11 protein-coding genes and 2 tRNA genes are annotated in these 16620 nt (G+C 58.9%); 7 read left to right on the forward strand and 6 right to left on the reverse strand.

The window, feature by feature from the left end; genetic code table 11:
• Positions 1 to 99 precede the first annotated feature (99 nt).
• From gltX to ACJO5Y_RS02505, 3 genes are all read left to right on the forward strand, one after another.
• A complete protein-coding gene (gene gltX, locus ACJO5Y_RS02495; RefSeq protein ID WP_406984810.1) occupies positions 100 to 1584 on the forward strand; it encodes a glutamate--tRNA ligase in 1485 nt (494 codons plus the stop codon).
• Between the two features lie 112 nt (positions 1585 to 1696).
• Positions 1697 to 1772: transfer RNA gene (locus ACJO5Y_RS02500), tRNA-Ala, on the forward strand.
• 7 nt (positions 1773 to 1779) lie between these two features.
• Positions 1780 to 1855, forward strand: a tRNA-Glu gene (locus ACJO5Y_RS02505).
• 115 nt (positions 1856 to 1970) lie between these two features.
• Here the strand turns inward: ACJO5Y_RS02505 and ACJO5Y_RS02510 are convergent.
• The gene (locus tag ACJO5Y_RS02510) at positions 1971 to 2450 is read right to left on the reverse strand and encodes an Lrp/AsnC family transcriptional regulator (RefSeq protein WP_406984811.1); all 480 of its coding nucleotides are present in this window, start codon (positions 2448 to 2450) and stop codon (positions 1971 to 1973) included.
• 157 nt (positions 2451 to 2607) lie between these two features.
• Between ACJO5Y_RS02510 and ACJO5Y_RS02515 the strand changes: the two genes are divergently transcribed.
• The 3 genes from ACJO5Y_RS02515 (at position 2608) to ACJO5Y_RS02525 (ending at position 8755) form a co-directional block, all read left to right on the forward strand.
• On the forward strand, positions 2608 to 6126 hold the full coding sequence (locus tag ACJO5Y_RS02515; RefSeq protein ID WP_406984813.1) for an indolepyruvate ferredoxin oxidoreductase family protein: 3519 nt from the start codon (positions 2608 to 2610) through the stop codon (positions 6124 to 6126).
• Positions 6119 to 7303 (forward strand): amino acid aminotransferase, encoded by a 1185-nt coding sequence (locus ACJO5Y_RS02520; protein WP_406984814.1) that lies wholly within the window; start codon positions 6119 to 6121, stop codon positions 7301 to 7303. Before ACJO5Y_RS02515 ends, ACJO5Y_RS02520 begins: the two co-directional genes overlap by 8 nt.
• 69 nt (positions 7304 to 7372) lie before the next feature.
• The gene (locus ACJO5Y_RS02525) at positions 7373 to 8755 is read left to right on the forward strand and encodes a sodium-dependent transporter (protein ID WP_406984815.1); all 1383 of its coding nucleotides are present in this window, start codon (positions 7373 to 7375) and stop codon (positions 8753 to 8755) included.
• Between the two features lie 93 nt (positions 8756 to 8848).
• Here ACJO5Y_RS02525 and ACJO5Y_RS02530 read toward each other — a convergent pair whose 3' ends face one another.
• The 4 genes from ACJO5Y_RS02530 to ACJO5Y_RS02545 all read right to left on the reverse strand — a co-directional run bounded on the left by ACJO5Y_RS02530 (position 8849) and on the right by ACJO5Y_RS02545 (position 12644).
• The gene (locus ACJO5Y_RS02530; protein ID WP_406984816.1) at positions 8849 to 9700 is read right to left on the reverse strand and encodes a 6-carboxytetrahydropterin synthase; all 852 of its coding nucleotides are present in this window, start codon (positions 9698 to 9700) and stop codon (positions 8849 to 8851) included.
• 101 nt (positions 9701 to 9801) lie between these two features.
• Positions 9802 to 10839: a response regulator gene (locus ACJO5Y_RS02535; protein ID WP_406984817.1), complete on the reverse strand. Its 1038-nt coding sequence runs from the start codon at positions 10837 to 10839 to the stop codon at positions 9802 to 9804.
• Between the two features lie 50 nt (positions 10840 to 10889).
• Positions 10890 to 12017 (reverse strand): PEGA domain-containing protein, encoded by a 1128-nt coding sequence (locus ACJO5Y_RS02540; protein ID WP_406984818.1) that lies wholly within the window; start codon positions 12015 to 12017, stop codon positions 10890 to 10892.
• Between the two features lie 102 nt (positions 12018 to 12119).
• A complete protein-coding gene (locus tag ACJO5Y_RS02545) occupies positions 12120 to 12644 on the reverse strand; it encodes a hypothetical protein (protein ID WP_406984819.1) in 525 nt (174 codons plus the stop codon).
• A 121-nt stretch (positions 12645 to 12765) separates the two neighbouring features.
• Between ACJO5Y_RS02545 and ACJO5Y_RS02550 the strand changes: the two genes are divergently transcribed.
• Positions 12766 to 15690, forward strand: a complete 2925-nt coding sequence (locus ACJO5Y_RS02550) for an insulinase family protein (RefSeq protein WP_406984821.1) — start codon at positions 12766 to 12768, stop codon at positions 15688 to 15690.
• Between the two features lie 61 nt (positions 15691 to 15751).
• Here ACJO5Y_RS02550 and ppsR read toward each other — a convergent pair whose 3' ends face one another.
• Positions 15752 to 16567 (reverse strand): posphoenolpyruvate synthetase regulatory kinase/phosphorylase PpsR, encoded by an 816-nt coding sequence (ppsR, locus tag ACJO5Y_RS02555; RefSeq protein WP_406984822.1) that lies wholly within the window; start codon positions 16565 to 16567, stop codon positions 15752 to 15754.
• Between the last annotated feature and the right edge of the window lie 53 nt (positions 16568 to 16620).

Raw genomic sequence — 16620 nt, forward strand, 5'->3', positions numbered from 1 at the left:
ACTGATTAAAGATCGGGTCGCTCCAATCATGCGAAATTCGTTCTGGGCCGTTATAATGCGTGGCTTTCCAGTCGGCCACTTATCTATCAGGATCGTTACATGACCGTACGTACCCGAATTGCTCCGTCACCCACCGGTGATCCACACGTTGGTACCGCCTTCGTGGCCCTGTTCAACCTGTGCTTTGCCCGTCAGCACGGCGGCCAGTTCATTTTGCGTATTGAAGATACCGACCAGGCCCGCAGCACTGACGAGTCCGAGCAGGACATCCTGCGTGCCCTGCGCTGGCTGGGAATGGAATGGGACGAGGGCCCGGATGTCGGCGGGCCACACGGTCCGTATCGCCAGTCCGAGCGCAAGGACTCCTACCGTCAGTACGCATTGGATCTGGTGACCGCCGGCCATGCGTTCTACTGTTTCCGCACCCCGGAAGAACTGGAAGCCATCCGCGAAGAGCGTAAGGCCCAGGGCCTGAACCCCGGCATCAAGGGTAATCTGGAATTGCCGGAGGAAGAAGTGAAGCGTCGCCTGGACGCTGGCGATCCCTATGTAATTCGCATGAAAGTTCCGGATGAGGGCGTATGCGAGATCCGCGATATGCTGCGTGGCACCATTGAGATCGATTGGTCCCAGGTGGACTGCCAGATCCTGCTGAAATCCGACGGCATGCCCACCTATCACCTGGCCAACGTAGTGGACGATCACCTGATGGAGATTACCCATGTGTTGCGGGGTGAGGAGTGGATCAATTCCGCGCCCAAGCACAAGCTGCTGTACCAGTACTTCGGCTGGGATATGCCGGAGCTGTGCCACCTGCCGCTGCTGCGCAACCCGGACAAGAGCAAGCTGTCCAAGCGCAAGAACCCCACCAGCATCAATTTCTACGAGCGTATGGGCTTCCTGCCGGAGGCGGTCACCAACTACCTCGGCCGCATGGGCTGGTCCATGCCTGATGAGCGGGAAAAATTCACTCTGAACGAGATGATCGAGAACTTCGACATTCAGCGGGTATCCCTGGGCGGTCCGGTGTTCGATGTGGAAAAACTGCGCTGGCTGAACGGAATGTGGCTGCGCGAGGATCTGAGCGACGATCAGTTCGTGGAGAAAATGCGTGACTGGTGGTTCAACGAAGACGCCCTGCGCGCGCTGATCCCGCACATCAAGGGCAGGGCGGAAGTCTTCTCTGACGTAGCGCCCATGGCCGCCTTCATGTTCTCCGGCATGCTCAATCTCAAGGCGGAGGATTTTGCCCACAACAAACTGGAGGAAGCCCAGATCAAGCGGGTACTCCAGTTCACCCTGTGGAAGCTGGAAGCCCAGCGCCACTGGAGCAAGGACAACATCTTTGCCGACATCAAAACCCTGGCCAAGGCCATGGAGCTGAAAATGGGCGATTTCATGTTTTCCATCTTCGTGGCCATTGCCGGCACGCCTAATTCCTGGTCGGTGATGGACTCCATGGCACTGCTCGGACCGGACATGACCCGGTCACGGTTGCGTCATGCCCTGGAAGTTCTGGGTGGCTTCTCCAAGAAAGAAACCAAGCGAGTGGAAAAAGAATACGCCGCATTGCTCGCGGAATAACCGCTTTGGTGAAGAAGTGAACGGAATGGACAGGGATGTTCAGAAAACTGAAAAAATTGAAGAAAAGAGGTTGACGCCCATAGGGCGGATCCTTAATATACGCAGCCGTTGAGGGGCCATAGCTCAGCTGGGAGAGCGCAACACTGGCAGTGTTGAGGTCAGCGGTTCGATCCCGCTTGGCTCCACCAATTTCTAGTCCCCTTCGTCTAGTGGCCTAGGACTCCGCCCTTTCACGGCGGCAACAGGGGTTCGAACCCCCTAGGGGACGCCAATACGGCTTGACGGTTTAGTCCACCGGAAAGCCATAAAAGAAACCGCCTTCGGGCGGTTTTTTTTATGGAAAACTGAAAACCCTCGCCATATTGGCGGAGGCTTGTTTTAGCTCCTTATTCCATCCCCTCCACCGAGATCGTTTCGGTGTTCTTTATCTCCCGCAGGGCAAAGTTTGAGTTCACCTGCGCAATACCTTGCAAGGTAAAGATCTTTTCGTTCAGAAAACGGTCGTAGCTGGCCATATCAGGCACGATGACCCTCAGCACAAAATCTGCGTTCCCGGTAACCGCGAAACACTGGAGTACCTCAGGGTAGCTGCTGACCTGCTGCTCAATCTCTGCCGTGCTGTCGATGCTGTGCCTCTGTAATGACAGGTTGACCAGCACGCACAGGCCCTGACCAATGCGCTCCGGATCCACTCTTGCGCTGTATCCCCGGATGATGCCGCTTTCCTCGAGAGCCCGCACCCGCCGCCAGCAGGCCGCCGGTGACAACCCCACCTGTTCCGCCAGTAGCTGATTACTGATGCGCCCGTCTTGCTGCAACGCCGACAGAATTCGTCGGTCCAGTTTGTCCAGATCAACCTGTTTCATTTAGTAACACCGGATTTTTATCAAAGAATCTTTCTTATTATTGTCATTTAACAAATAGTCTTTCGCAAGTTCCGAAAATCTTCATTCAATAAGCAAGCACCTTTTGCGGACTTCCCTCTAGAATTTTGGTCATAAAATCGACAAAAAGGAGGGCGCCATGTCCGCCGATACCCCCCAGCTCGACAATTACAAACTGGAAGACCGCTACCTGCGGGCATCAGGTCGGGTTTTCCTGACCGGAACGCAGGCTCTGGTTCGCATACCTCTGATGCAGGCAGCCCTGGATCGCAAACAGGGACTGAACACGGCGGGTCTGGTCAGTGGTTACCGGGGTTCTCCCCTGGGCGCGTACGACCAGGCGCTCTGGCAGGCCCAAACCCTGCTCGATGACAACCGCATCGACTTCGTACCGGCCATTAATGAAGACCTGGCCGCCACCATCATGCTCGGCACCCAGCAGGTGGAAACCGACGATGATCGGCAGGTGGATGGTGTGTTCGGCCTCTGGTACGGCAAAGGCCCCGGCGTGGACCGCGCCGGTGATGCACTGAAGCACGGCACCACCTACGGCTCATCTCCCCACGGTGGTGTTCTGGTGGTTGCCGGTGATGACCATGGCTGTGTGTCCTCCTCCATGCCCCACCAGTCCGATGTGGCGTTCATGAGTTTCTTCATGCCCACCATCAACCCGGCCAACATCGCCGAGTACCTGGAATTCGGCCTCTGGGGCTACGCTTTGTCCCGTTACAGTGGCTGCTGGGTGGGTTTCAAGGCCATTTCCGAGACGGTTGAAAGCGCGGCCTCCGTGGAGCTGCCACCGGAACCGGAGTTTGTAACACCCGATGACTTTACGGCACCGGAAGGCGGTCTCCACTACCGCTGGCCGGACCTGCCCGGGCCCCAGCTGGAAACCCGTATCGAACACAAGCTGGCCGCCGTGCAGGCGTTTGCCAGGGCGAACCCGATTGACCGCTGCCTGTACAGTAACCAGCAAGCCCGTTTCGGCATTGTGACCACCGGCAAGGGCCACCTGGACCTGCTCGAAGCCCTCGACCTTCTGGGGATTGATGAAGACAAGGCCCGGGACATGGGGCTGGATATCTATAAAATCGGTATGGTCTGGCCTCTGGAGCGCAGCGGCATCCTCAACTTCGTTCATGGCAAGGAAGAGGTCCTGGTCATCGAAGAGAAACGGGGCATCATTGAGAGTCAGATCAAGGAATACATGTCCGAGCCGGATCGCCCCGGCGAGGTGCTGATTACCGGCAAACAGGATGAGCTGGGCCGCCCGCTGATTCCCTACGTCGGTGAGCTGAGCCCGAAACTGGTTGCCGGCTTCCTGGCTGCCAGGCTTGGCCGGTTTTTCTCGGTGGACTTCAGCGAGCGCATGGCGGAGATCAGCGCCATGTCGAACGCCCAGGACCCGGGTGGCGTAAAGCGGATGCCTTATTTCTGCTCCGGCTGCCCCCACAACACGTCCACCAAAGTTCCCGAGGGCAGTAAGGCCCTGGCGGGCATTGGTTGCCACTTCATGGCATCCTGGATGGGGCGGGACACGGAATCCCTGATTCAGATGGGTGGTGAAGGGGTCAACTGGATCGGCAAGAGCCGTTATACCGGCAATCCTCATGTGTTTCAGAACCTGGGTGAGGGCACCTATTTCCACTCCGGCTCCATGGCCATCCGCCAGGCCGTAGCGGCAGGCATCAACATTACCTACAAGATTCTGTTCAACGACGCTGTCGCCATGACCGGTGGCCAGCCGGTGGATGGCCAGATCACCGTTCCCATGATTGCCCAGCAGGTGGCCTCCGAAGGCGTTCGCCGGGTGGTGGTACTGAGCGATGAACCGGAGAAGTACAAAGGGCATGAGGACCAGTTCCCGAAGGACGTCACCTTCCACGACCGCTCCGAACTGGATACGGTTCAGCGGGAACTCCGGGACATTCCCGGCTGCACTGTGCTGATCTACGATCAGACCTGTGCCGCTGAAAAGCGCCGGCGCCGCAAGCGCAAGCAGTTCCCGGATCCGGCAAAGCGGGCGTTTATCAACCACCACGTTTGCGAGGGTTGTGGCGATTGTTCGGTGCAATCCAACTGCCTCTCGGTGGTGCCTCGCAAAACCGAACTCGGCCGTAAGCGCAAGATCGACCAGTCCTCCTGCAACAAGGACTTTTCCTGCGTCAATGGCTTCTGCCCCAGCTTTGTCACCATTGAAGGGGGGCAGCTGCGCAAGTCTCGGGGCATGGATACCGGCTCGGTGCTGACCAGCAAGCTGGCCAAGATACCCGCTCCGGCACTGCCGGAGATGACCGGTTCCTACGACCTGCTTGTGGGTGGCGTTGGCGGCACAGGCGTGGTCACCGTGGGTCAGTTGATCACCATGGCCGCACACCTGGAATCCCGGGGCGCCTCGGTACTGGATTTCATGGGCTTCGCCCAGAAGGGCGGTACCGTTCTCAGCTATGTGCGCATGGCGCCGTCTCCAGACACGCTGCACCAGGTGCGGATCAGCAACGGCCAGGCCGATGCGGTTATTGCCTGTGATCTGGTGGTGGCTTCCTCCCAGAAGGCCCTCAGTGTACTGAGGCCGAACCACACCCGGATTGTTGCCAACGAAGCGGAGCTGCCCACCGCCGATTATGTGCTCTTCCGCGATGCCGACATGAAGGCCGACAAGCGACTTGGTCTGCTCCGGGATGCGGTAGGTCAGGACCATTTTGATCAGCTTGATGCCAACGGCATCGCCGATAAGCTGATGGGCGACACCGTGTTCTCCAATGTCATGATGCTCGGCTTCGCGTGGCAAAAAGGGCTGCTGCCCTTGTCCGAAGCCGCCTTGATGAAAGCCATCGAACTCAATGGCGTTGCCATTGATCGCAACAAGGAAGCCTTCGGCTGGGGCCGCGTGGCTGCTGTTGATCTGAGCGCGGTAACGGACCTGCTGGACACCGGCAACGCGAAGGTTGTCGAAGTTAAGCCTGAGCCGACTCTTGATGAGCTGATCGCGACCCGTCACGGGCACCTGGTCAACTATCAGAACCGGCGCTGGGCCGACCAGTACCGGGCCAGTGTTGCCGAAGTCCGGAAGGCCGAGGAAGCCGTAGGGCAGACCAACCTGCTCCTGACCCGGGCTGTCGCACAGCAGCTTTATCGCGTCATGGCCTACAAGGATGAGTACGAAGTGGCCCGGCTGTTTGCGGAAACTGATTTCATGAAAGAGGTTACGGAAACCTTCGAAGGTGACTTCAAGGTCCATTTCCACCTCGCCCCGCCACTGCTCAGCAAGGAAACCGATGCGCAGGGACGCCCGAAGAAACGCCGCTTCGGTCCCTGGATGTTCCGGGCCTTCAGGCTACTGGCGAAGCTCCGCCGCCTGCGCGGAACCGCGGTGGATCCGTTCAGCTACTCAGCAGACCGGAAACTGGATCGTGCGATGTTGAAAGATTATCAGAGCCTCGTCGCCCGCATTGGCCGGGAACTGAACGCCAGCAACTACGAAACTTTCCTGCAACTGGCAGAGCTGCCAGCCGACGTTCGGGGCTACGGGCCTGTCCGCGAGCAGGCTGCAGAAGCCATCCAGGAAAAGCAGACCCAGCTGATCAAGGCGCTGGACACCGGCCGCCCAACCCTCATCCGCACACAGCAGGCCGATAAGGAGGCGAATCATGTTTGAAGCCCTGAAGCCCCTGCCACAGGACCCGATCCTGCAATTGATGCAGATGTTCCGGGAAGACACCCGCCCGGAAAAGGTGGACCTGGGCATCGGCGTTTACAAGGATGACGCTGGCAATACTCCCATCCTGGCCGCCGTGCACGAAGCCGAACGTCGTCTGCTGGAAGGCGAAACCACCAAGAGCTATGTCGGGCCCGCGGGTTCTGCCGGCTTCAACAACGCCATGGCAGAGCTGATCCTGGGAGACAACAGCCCGCTGATCCGGGATGGCCGGACATCCGTTGTGCAGACGCCGGGCGGCTGTGGTGCCCTGCGCATGGCGGCCGAGTTTCTGCGCCTGTGCAAACCGGACACCACGGTGTGGGTGAGCACTCCCACCTGGGCCAATCATCTTCCCCTGCTGGGCGGAGCCGGCCTGACCATCCGCGAATATCCGTACCTCAATCCGAAAACGCTGGAGGTAGACTTCGCCAGCATGTTGGAAACCCTCGAAGGGGCCGAGGCGGGCGATGTGGTGCTGCTCCATGGCTGTTGCCATAACCCGTCAGGCGCAGATCTGAGCCTGTCGCAATGGAAGGAAGTCACCAGCCTGATTCAGCGTAAGGGCCTGCTGCCTTTCGTGGACATGGCCTACCAGGGGCTTGGTGAAGGCCTGGAAACCGATGCGGCAGGCTTGAGGCACCTTGCTGGAGAGGTTCCAGAGATGTTGATTGCCGCGTCCTGTTCCAAGAACTTTGGCCTGTACCGCGAGCGCACCGGGGCCCTGGCTCTTATCTCCGGGACGGCAACTATCAACTCGGCTGCCACCAGCCAGCTGCTGAGCGTCATCCGCTCGCATTACTCCATGCCACCGGCCCATGGCGCGGCCATCGTGGAGACCATTCTGGGAGATGAGGGATTGCGAGCCCAATGGCAGGAGGAATTGAACGGCATGTGCAAGCGCATCCTGCACCTTCGCCACGCCTTTGCCGATACCTTGGCCCCGGTTGGCGACTTCAGTTTCATAGCCCGTCAGCGAGGCATGTTCTCGTTCCTCGGGATCAGCCCGGAGCAGGTCGGCCAGTTACGGACGGAGCATGGTATCTACATGCTCGACAGCAGCCGCGTCAATGTCGCGGGGCTTAACGACCGCGTCCTGCCACGGGTGGCGGAGGCACTGCGCGAGGTGCTCAAGTAAGCAGCCCGTTCCGACAATAAATCAGACCAGCAACGTTAATCCGACAAAAACAACTAGCCGGAGACCACAATGAGTGAGAGTACCCAACCACACCAGCAGGCCAACAACCTCTGGTCTTCACGGATGGCCTTCATCCTGGCAGCTGCCGGCTCGGCAGTCGGCCTCGGAAACATCTGGAAGTTTCCCTACATTACCGGTGAGAACGGCGGCGGGGCTTTTGTCCTTATCTATCTCGCCTGTATTTTCCTTATTGGCGTGCCGGTATTGATCGCTGAAACCATGATCGGCCGCCGGGGTGGCCAGAGCCCTGTCGCTACCATGCGCACCCTGACCAGAACCGAAGGCACCGCCAGGGGTTGGAGAGCGATCGGTTGGAACGGCGTTATCGCCTCATTCCTGGTGCTGTCGTTCTACGCGGTCATCGGTGGTTGGGCCCTGGTATACATCGGCAAGGCCGCCGCCGGGTTGTTTACCGGGGCGGATGCCGAAGCCATTGGGGGGCAGTTCGGTGGGCTGCTGGCAAACCCCTGGGAGCTATTGCTCTGGCATTCCGTGTTCATGGCGATTGTCGTGTTTATCGTTGGTCGGGGCATCCGTTCCGGCCTTGAAAAGGCGGTGAACACGTTGATGCCGTTGCTGTTTGTTCTGCTGATTGCCATGGTGTTTTATGCCATGAACAGCGGCAGCTTTGGTCGGGCGGTGAGCTTCATGTTCTCTCCGGATTTCAGCAAGCTGTCCACGGCCGGCGTTCTGACCGCCCTGGGCCATGCGGCCTTTACACTGAGTATCGGTATTGGCGTGCTTATGGCTTATGGCTCCTACCTGCCGAAGAACGTCAACATTGCCAGAACCGCAATGACCATCGCCGTTCTTGATACCAGTGTGGCGCTGCTCGCCGGGCTCGCCATCTTTCCGCTGGTGTTTGCCAACGGTCTCGAACCCGGGACAGGCCCCGGCCTGATCTTCGTGACCCTGCCACTGGCTTTCGGCCAGATGAGCGGCGGCGCCTTCTTCGGTACCATCTTCTTCGCCCTGCTGCTGGTGGCAGCGATTACCTCCGCTATTTCCATGCTGGAGCCGGTGGTGGAATGGCTGGAAGAACACAAGGGTGTCAGCCGGGCCAAGAGTGCTGTTGGTGGTGGGCTGGCAATCTGGTTTATCGGCATCGGCACAGTGCTGTCGTTCAACGTTTGGGGCGATCTGCACCCACTGGGCTTCATTGCCTTCTTCGAAGGCAAGACCGTGTTCGATCTGCTCGATTTCCTGGTCTCCAACCTGATGATGCCCCTGGGCGGACTCGCTATTGCCCTGTTTGCGGGCTGGGCCATGAAACGAGAAGGACTCTCGGCGGATATTGGTCTGGAAGGCGGTGCGTTCAGGGCCTTTATGTTTGTACTCCGATACCTGGCGCCCGCCGGCATCGCCGTGGTGTTCCTTTACAATCTGGTTTAGTCAGCGTTCGATCAAGAATCATCGCTTCACAAGCCAAAAGGCCCGGTGCAAAACACCGGGCCTTTTGGCGCAAATCCGAGCGTTGTGGTCCGCTTAACGAGACGCAATCGCTCCCTTGCCAACCCCCTCGTAGGCCTTCACCCGAATGGAGTCTTCCGGAAACTCCGCCTTCAGCTGATCCGCCATATGCGCGGCGATCAATTCCACGGTGGTGTCTGTCGCCAGCATATAAACCCGTCGCTCGGGCAGCGTCAGCGCGAACTCGCCCTGGTTGGCCTCATACTCAAAGGTCACATAGGCAACGCCGTCCTCGGCCACCCACCGCTGGGTCACGTCCTCTTCCGAACCCACGTAGATATCCCGCCACAGCGTCGCCCAGCGCTTTTCCAGTTCATAATCACGGTGATCATTGCGATCAATGCGGATAGGGGAGCGGTGACCATGGGCGATGCGCTGGCAGTTACCCAGATGCTTCTTCAGGCCGTGAACATAATGGTAGTAGGGGCCTTCGATCACATCCTCGCGCAGGTGGACCTCAACATCGGTAACGTTGCCCGGCAAAACCGCCATTAACTCCCGCTCCAGCAGTGCGGCTACGGCAGAGGGCAAAACCCGTTCCGAGGACAGCCAGACGACGGCTTCATCCGGGGAGCGGTGTACAATCCGCGAGCCGTCCGTCAGCGTCCAGGTAAAGGTATCGGGTTCTTCCTCGGTCCAGGCCAGGCCATCATAGCCACGGGGAACCACCAGGCGGTGGTCCACGCGTTCGTCGATGACCCGCTTGATGGTGCGCTTCACGTTGCTGAAGTCGAACACCATGCCCTGTTCGTCCAACTCGCCGCCGAGGACCACATCGGCAATCCAGCTTTCCCCCACCAGACCGCGATTCGGATCCAGGTAAGCGAAATCAATAACGGTGAGGTTGTCCACAAACAGGTGATTCATCGGGAAGTCCGAAAAGGATGAGGTTGATTGATAGGCGGATTCTACCAAAAATCCCCGGAACCTATCAGCCTTTTCGTTGCGGCGGGCGCTGCGGCAGCGCCTCAGCCAAACAGGCCCGACAACCAGGCGATCCCGACTGTGAAAATGCTGAGGCTGATGGTCAGGCCAACGGTGTAGAACTTCGATGTGGAAGAGTGCTGCCGGGCCACGTACAGATCAATGGTGCGCTGGGCAATGTCTTCCGCTGTCTCCCGTGAGATCTCGTGAGCCTGCTGTATGGCTTCCGACTGCAAGGTTTGCCAGAACTCCGTATCAATGGTCTGCACGCTGGTAATGTGGTCCTTGAGTTCGGCCATATGGTCGCCGGTAAAACCGTTGGTGCGCGACAGATCCATGCGCAGTTCTGCCAGTTCCCGCCCCAGGTTGAGGTTGACCTCGGCGGCCACTTCATCCCGCAGATTGCGGGTACGTTCCTCCACCAGGTCGGCCAGCGCTCCAAGTTTCTCGTCAACGGTGGCTGCCTGCTTTTTGCCGGCGTCGTCCAGGGCTCGTTTCAGGTGATCGAACTGTTCATCAAACAGATCGCTCAGCAGTTCGTGCAGGCGGTTGTTGATGTGGGTTTTGATTGTCGAGCGGGCTACTTGCTCCGCCAGATCCCCGTCCTCAGGAAGGGCTGCTGTTCCGTTCACGGGTGTCGGTGGTTCTTTCGCCGGCTCCGGAGATGCGACCGTCGGCTGCGGGGGCTCGGGCAGGGTGCCGTTGGAGACATCGCTCGTCAGTTGCTCCAGGACCAGGGTCAGTCCCTCGGTGTGAGGCGGTTTGGTGAGGACGTTGTAGATGCCGAAATTACGGGCTTCCTCCATAAAAGAGGGGGATTTCCGGGACGTACACATGATGACGGGAATGCCCGCGGTCTCCGGGTTGCCTTTGATGGCCTTGGTGGCTTCCACGCCATTCATGCCGGGCATCAGGTGATCCATGAAGATCACGTCCGGGCGGTTATGGCTATTGAGAAAGTCCAGCGCCTCTTCTGCGGAGCTGGCCATGTTGACTTCCAAGTCATGGTTTTCCAGCAATTTGCTCAGGGCAAATCTCGCCACCTTAGAGTCGTCTACCAGGAGTGCGTTCTTGATCGCCATGTCACAACCTCAACCTGTTACAGCTATGCGTTCATTATCGGGCCGGTGATTTACCAGCCGTCCAGTTGCGGGCACTGGGTGGCCCGGTAACTCTTGTCCCGATAACAAACACCGGGTTCCGTGGTGCGGGCGGTGAAAACCTCGCCGGCCGCGGTTGTCAGGCGAACCTGTCCATAGGGTTCGCCGTATTTGAAGGTGGCTTCAATGGAGCTGCCGTTGGGATTGCGTAGCAGGCCCTTACCGTGAAACTTGCCTTCGATGTATTCACCCTCGTATTTCTTTCCGTCGGCAAATACTTCGGCGCCGGAGCCGTGAAAATCACCATTGGAAAACTCGCCCTCGTAAAAACGACCATCGGGGTAGGTCAGGCTGCCCTGACCGTGAAATTCGCCCTGTCGGAAGCCGCCCACATAGAACATGCCGTCTGCCGTGGTCAGGGAGCCATGGCCGTTCAGCCTGCCTTCGGCCCATTGGCCGGTGAGGATGTCGCCGTTGCCCCGGGTCAGGGTGCCCTGGCCGTGGAACTGGCCATCCTCGAAGTGGCCTTCATAGCGCAGCCCTTCGCTGTTTTCGTAGGTGCCGTCTCCGGTTTTCACGCCGCCAATCCAGGTGCCATCCCGGTAGTTCACCGTGGTGTAGGCTTTTAACCTGCCCACCAGGGTTTTTTCCTGCCCGGCTTTCATGGCAACGGTCTGGCGCCAAGGCTTGAAGCCGTCCTTGCTGATGGTGACTTCGTATCTGCCCGGGTCCAGTTCCAGATCAAGCCGGGTGGCGCCGTATTCGCGACCGTTGATGGTGACGGAATCGCCCACAACGTTGGAGCGCAGAACCAGCTTGGCGGTCGTAGGTTCCGGTTCTGCGGGCTGCGGTTGAACGTCAGGCGGGGGCTCCGGCATGGGGGCGATGGTAAATGGCTCTACGGCCGGGATGTTGCGAACCACGGCTTCGGAGGGAGGCGAGGCCGCAGTCACGGTCTCGATGTGTTGGATGTCAGGTGCTGGCGGAGCGACTTGTTCAGGCTCCGGGGTGGAGTCAGCCAGGGCCACTTGCGGGGCTTCCGCTTCGTCAGCAGCGGTGTGGGGCAGTGATGTGTCCTGGCGGATCGAGGCAAACCCCGCCGTGACCAATAGCATCAGGGCCAGCGCATTGACGAACAGCAGTGGTCTGGCGTCGACCATGGGAAACCTCGCATTCCTGCATTCCAGACGCCATCATCTTAACCAGTGAATGCAATGTTATGTAACAGAAAGTATCTGAACTTAACGAGAATGCAGGACAAATCACACTTTGTCCGGAAGTTGGTCATGGTTGAACTGTTCCCAGGATCTCATGTAGACATCCGCCTCGTATTCATAAGGGGAACGAAACGGCGTCAGCACGAAGTCGAACACCAGGAAGAAAAAACCCACGGAGGCCCAGGCAATGACCAGGGTGCTGACGGTGGTGGCCTGAACTTCCGGGTTGGAGTCGACAAAGCCCTGAAGCATCGGAATCAGGTCGGTCGCCATCACCACGGGGTTGAAGCTGGACAGCACGAACGGCACCCAGAAAGCCAGGAAGATGGGGAAGAATCCGAACGACCAGAGAATGCGGCGCAGCAGGTACATGCCGGCTTCGCGCCAGTAACGTTGCCTGACTTCGGGAACCTTGCGGATGCGCTCGATATAACGGCGGCGCTCCGCCCAGTAGGCCGCTACTTCCGGGGCCTGTACGGCGCCCGCCGTTGTTTCGGCGGGTTTCGGCGCCGGCTCGCTGGCGGCGTCGGTCAGATCCTGGCTGGCGTCGTTTCGGCTTTCTGTGGTCATGGATTCGGATAATACCTTAATTGGCTACAGGGCTGACTGATTGGCTACAGGACTGATGCATGATAATAGATAGTACGTGTTACCCTACAAGTCTAAAATCGTTAAAGACAGGATAGATTGAATGGCTGCAGTGATCGACAACGCAACCCATCCGGCTTTTGAGAAGCTTCGCAGTCACCGGATTGGGACTCTGAACCTGACGGTTGAAGAGTATCGTCATCGCAAAACCGGCGCGCGGCACCTGCACATGGCCGCTGATAACGACGAGAATGTATTTTTCGTGGCCTTGCGCACCTTCCCGATGGATTCCACCGGTGTGGCCCATGTTCTGGAGCATACCGCGCTTTGCGGCAGCGAGCGTTACCCTGTGCGGGATCCTTTCTTCATGATGATTCGCCGCTCGCTCAACACCTTCATGAACGCGTTCACCAGCAGCGACTGGACCGCCTATCCGTTCGCCAGCATGAACCGCAAGGATTTCGATAACCTGCTGTCGGTGTATCTGGATTCGGTGTTCTTTTCCACGCTGGATCCGCTGGACTTTGCCCAGGAAGGGCACCGCCTGGAATTCGACAAGCCGGACGACCCCGGGACCGATCTGGTCTACCGGGGCGTGGTCTACAATGAAATGAAGGGAGCGATGAGCGCACCCACCTCCCAGTTGTGGCAGAACCTGTCGAGCCACCTGTTCCAGACCACGACCTATCACTACAACAGCGGCGGCGAGCCGGATCACATTGTCGATCTGAGCTATGACGACCTGGTGAAATTCTATCGTCACCACTATCACCCGAGTAACGCGATTTTTGCCACCTACGGCGATATTCCTGCCCATGAGCACCATGAGCGCTTTGAGGAACTGGCCCTGAAGCGGTTCGATCGACTGGACATTGAACTGCCGGTACGGGATGAGAAGCGCATGTTTGCGCCGGTGCGGGTCGAGCAGGGGTATGCCGTCAACGAAGGCGAGAGCACCGAAAACAAGACCCATATCGTGATGGGGTGGTTGCTGGGCCACAGTTTTGACCTGCAGGAAAATCTGGAAGGCCAGCTGCTGTCAGCGGTACTGCTGGAGAACAGTGCCTCGCCGTTGATGCGGGCCCTGGAAACCACGGATATCGGTCATGCCCCGTCCCCGATGTGCGGGCTGGAGGACTCCAACCGCGAAATGACCTTTGTCTGCGGCATTGAAGGCAGTGAGCCGGAGCAACACAAGGCGTTGGAAGAGTTGATTGAAGGCACCCTGCACAAGGTGGTCGAAGAGGGCGTCAGCGAGGAGCGTTTGGAGGCGATCCTGCACCAGCTCGAGCTGCATCAGCGTGAAATTGCCGGTGATCAGTTCCCGTACGGGTTGCAGTTGATCATGCAGGCGATTGCCCCCATGGTTCATGGCGGCGACCCGGTGGAGCTGCTGGACCTGGAGCCGGTGCTGGCGGATATGCGTGAAAAAATCCGCGATCCCCGTTATGTGCCGGACCTGATCCGCAGGAAACTGCTGGAGAACCCGCACAGGGTAACCCTGACCCTGCGCCCCGATGACAAGCTGGATAGCCGTCGCCAGCAGGCGATTCGCGAGGCGCTGGCACGTCGCAAGGCGGAGCTGACGGAAGAGGAAGTACGGCAGATTGTTGAGCGCGCCCAGGCGCTGGAAGAACGCCAGCAGCGCAAGGATGACGATTCCATCCTGCCGAAAGTGGATCTGACCGACGTGCCCCTGCAGATGCCGGAGCCGGAGAGCCGCTACGATGGTGATATCGCGGCAACGGTGTTTGCCCGTGGCACCAACGGCCTGGTCTACCAACAGGTTGTTCTGCCGGTACCTGAATTGACCGAAGAGGAACTCCTGCTGCTGCCGTATTACACCACGCTGATTCCCGAAGTGGGATGTGGTGAGCTGGATTACCTGCAGATGCAGGACCGCATTTCTGCGGAATCCGGTGGCATCGGCGTCTCTTTCTCGGCCAAAGGTCGTGTTGATGACGTCCAGGACCTGTCCGGTTATCTGATCTTCAACGGTAAAGCGCTGGCGCGCAATCGCAGCGAGTTGAGCCGGTTGTTGCACGATGTGTTCCATGGCGCCCGCTTTGATGAAAAAGAGCGGGTGCGGGAGCTGATTGCCCAGATCCGTGCCCGTCGGGAGCAGGCCGTGACCGGAAGTGGTCATGGGTTGGCCATGGGAGCGGCGTCCCAGGGTATGAGCCCGGGCGCCTGGTTGTCTTTCCGCATTGGTGGCCTGGAAGCCATCCGCGGCACCAAGGCGCTGGACCAGGCGCTGAACGATCCCGCCGAACTCGATGCTTTCTGTGCCAGGCTGGCGGCGTTGCACCAGAAGGTCCGGCAGCAATCGCGGCAGTTCCTGGTGATCGGTGAGGAAGAGCAGCTGAACCCGATGCTGGATGACCTGAAGTCCTGCTGGCAGGGCGCCGGGCCGGCCGCACCCGGTGGCTGGAAGATGGACCCGGTGAGTTACACCACACGCCAGGCCTGGCTCACTTCCACCCAGGTTAACTTCTGCGCCAGAGCCTACAGCACAGTGGCTGTGGACCATGAGGATGCCGCGGCACTGACCGTGCTGGGTGGTTTCCTGCGCAATGGTTACCTGCACCGGGCGATTCGCGAGAAGGGCGGAGCCTACGGCGGTGGCGCCGGACAGGACAGCGTCAATGGCACGTTCCGGTTCTTCTCCTACCGTGACCCCAGGCTGGCGGACACCCTGGAGGATTTTGACAGTGCGCTGACCTGGTTGCAGGAAACCGAGCACGATCCCCAGGAACTGGAAGAATCCATTCTCGGCGTGATTGGCCAGTTGGACCGCCCCCGGTCACCGGCTGGTGCGGCGAGACATGCCTTCCATAACGAGCTGTTTGGCCGTTCACCGGAGCAGCGCGCCAGATTCCGCGAGCGCGTTCTGGCGGTGACCATGGATGATATCAAACGGGTGGCCCGGCAGTGGCTGGTGCCCGGCAATGCGAGTACCGCCGTGGTGACCAGTCCGGAAAACCGCGAGGTGGCGGAGCAGCTGGGTCTGGACATTCAGGAGCTGTGAGCCCTGAAACACCGGAAACAGTCCCTGGCGGGGCTGTTTCCGGAATATCAGGAATCGGAATTTACCGGTTCCGCTTCAACCCGGTGGCCACCATGATCCGGGTGGAAATCTCTTCCACTGAGTAGGCCGTGGTGTTCAGGTACGGTACCCGCTCCCTGCGATACATCAGTTCAATCTCTTCGATTTCGTGCATACACTGTTTGAGTGACGAGTACCGGGAGTTGGGGCGTCGCTCATTGCGAATGGTTGCCAGTCGCTCCGGTTCAATGGTGAGCCCGAAGATCTTTTCCTTGTGGGGTCTCAGGACTCCAGGCATTTGCTGGTCATTCAGGTCTTCTTCCGTGATCGGGTAGTTGGCGGCTTTCACGCCGTATTGCAGGGCCAGATAGAGGCAGGTAGGGGTTTTGCCGCTGCGGGAGGCTCCCACCAGGATAAGGTCGGCTTCATCGTAATAGCGTGTGCGGGCGCCGTCATCGTTGTCGAGCGCGAAGTTCACAGCCGCGATGCGGCGCTCGTAATTGCCTTCGTTGTTTATCGAGTGGGACTTGCCCACCGAGTAGGACGAGGACGACTGCAGCTCTTGCTCCAGGGGGCTCAGGAAGGTGCCGAAGATATCCACCATGAAACCGTCTGCGGTGGATATAATGTCGCGAATATCGCTGTTGACGATGGTATCAAACACCAATGGCCGGCTCTGATCGGCTTTCGACGCCTGGTTGATGCGTTTGACCATGTCCCGGGCCTTGTCGGCATCATCGATGTAGGGCACGGTAACGCGCTCGAAATCTATTTTTTCAAACTGGGCCAGAAGGCTGTTGCCGAGGGCTTCGGCGGTAAGGCCTGTACCGTCGGAGATAAAGAAAGCAGTTCGTTTCATTGTGTGTGGTCCAACTCCGGATTCGACGGGTTCCCTAGGTAATTGCCGCAGGT

Source organism: Marinobacter alkalisoli (assembly GCF_045449855.1).
Lineage (GTDB): Bacteria > Pseudomonadota > Gammaproteobacteria > Pseudomonadales > Oleiphilaceae > Marinobacter.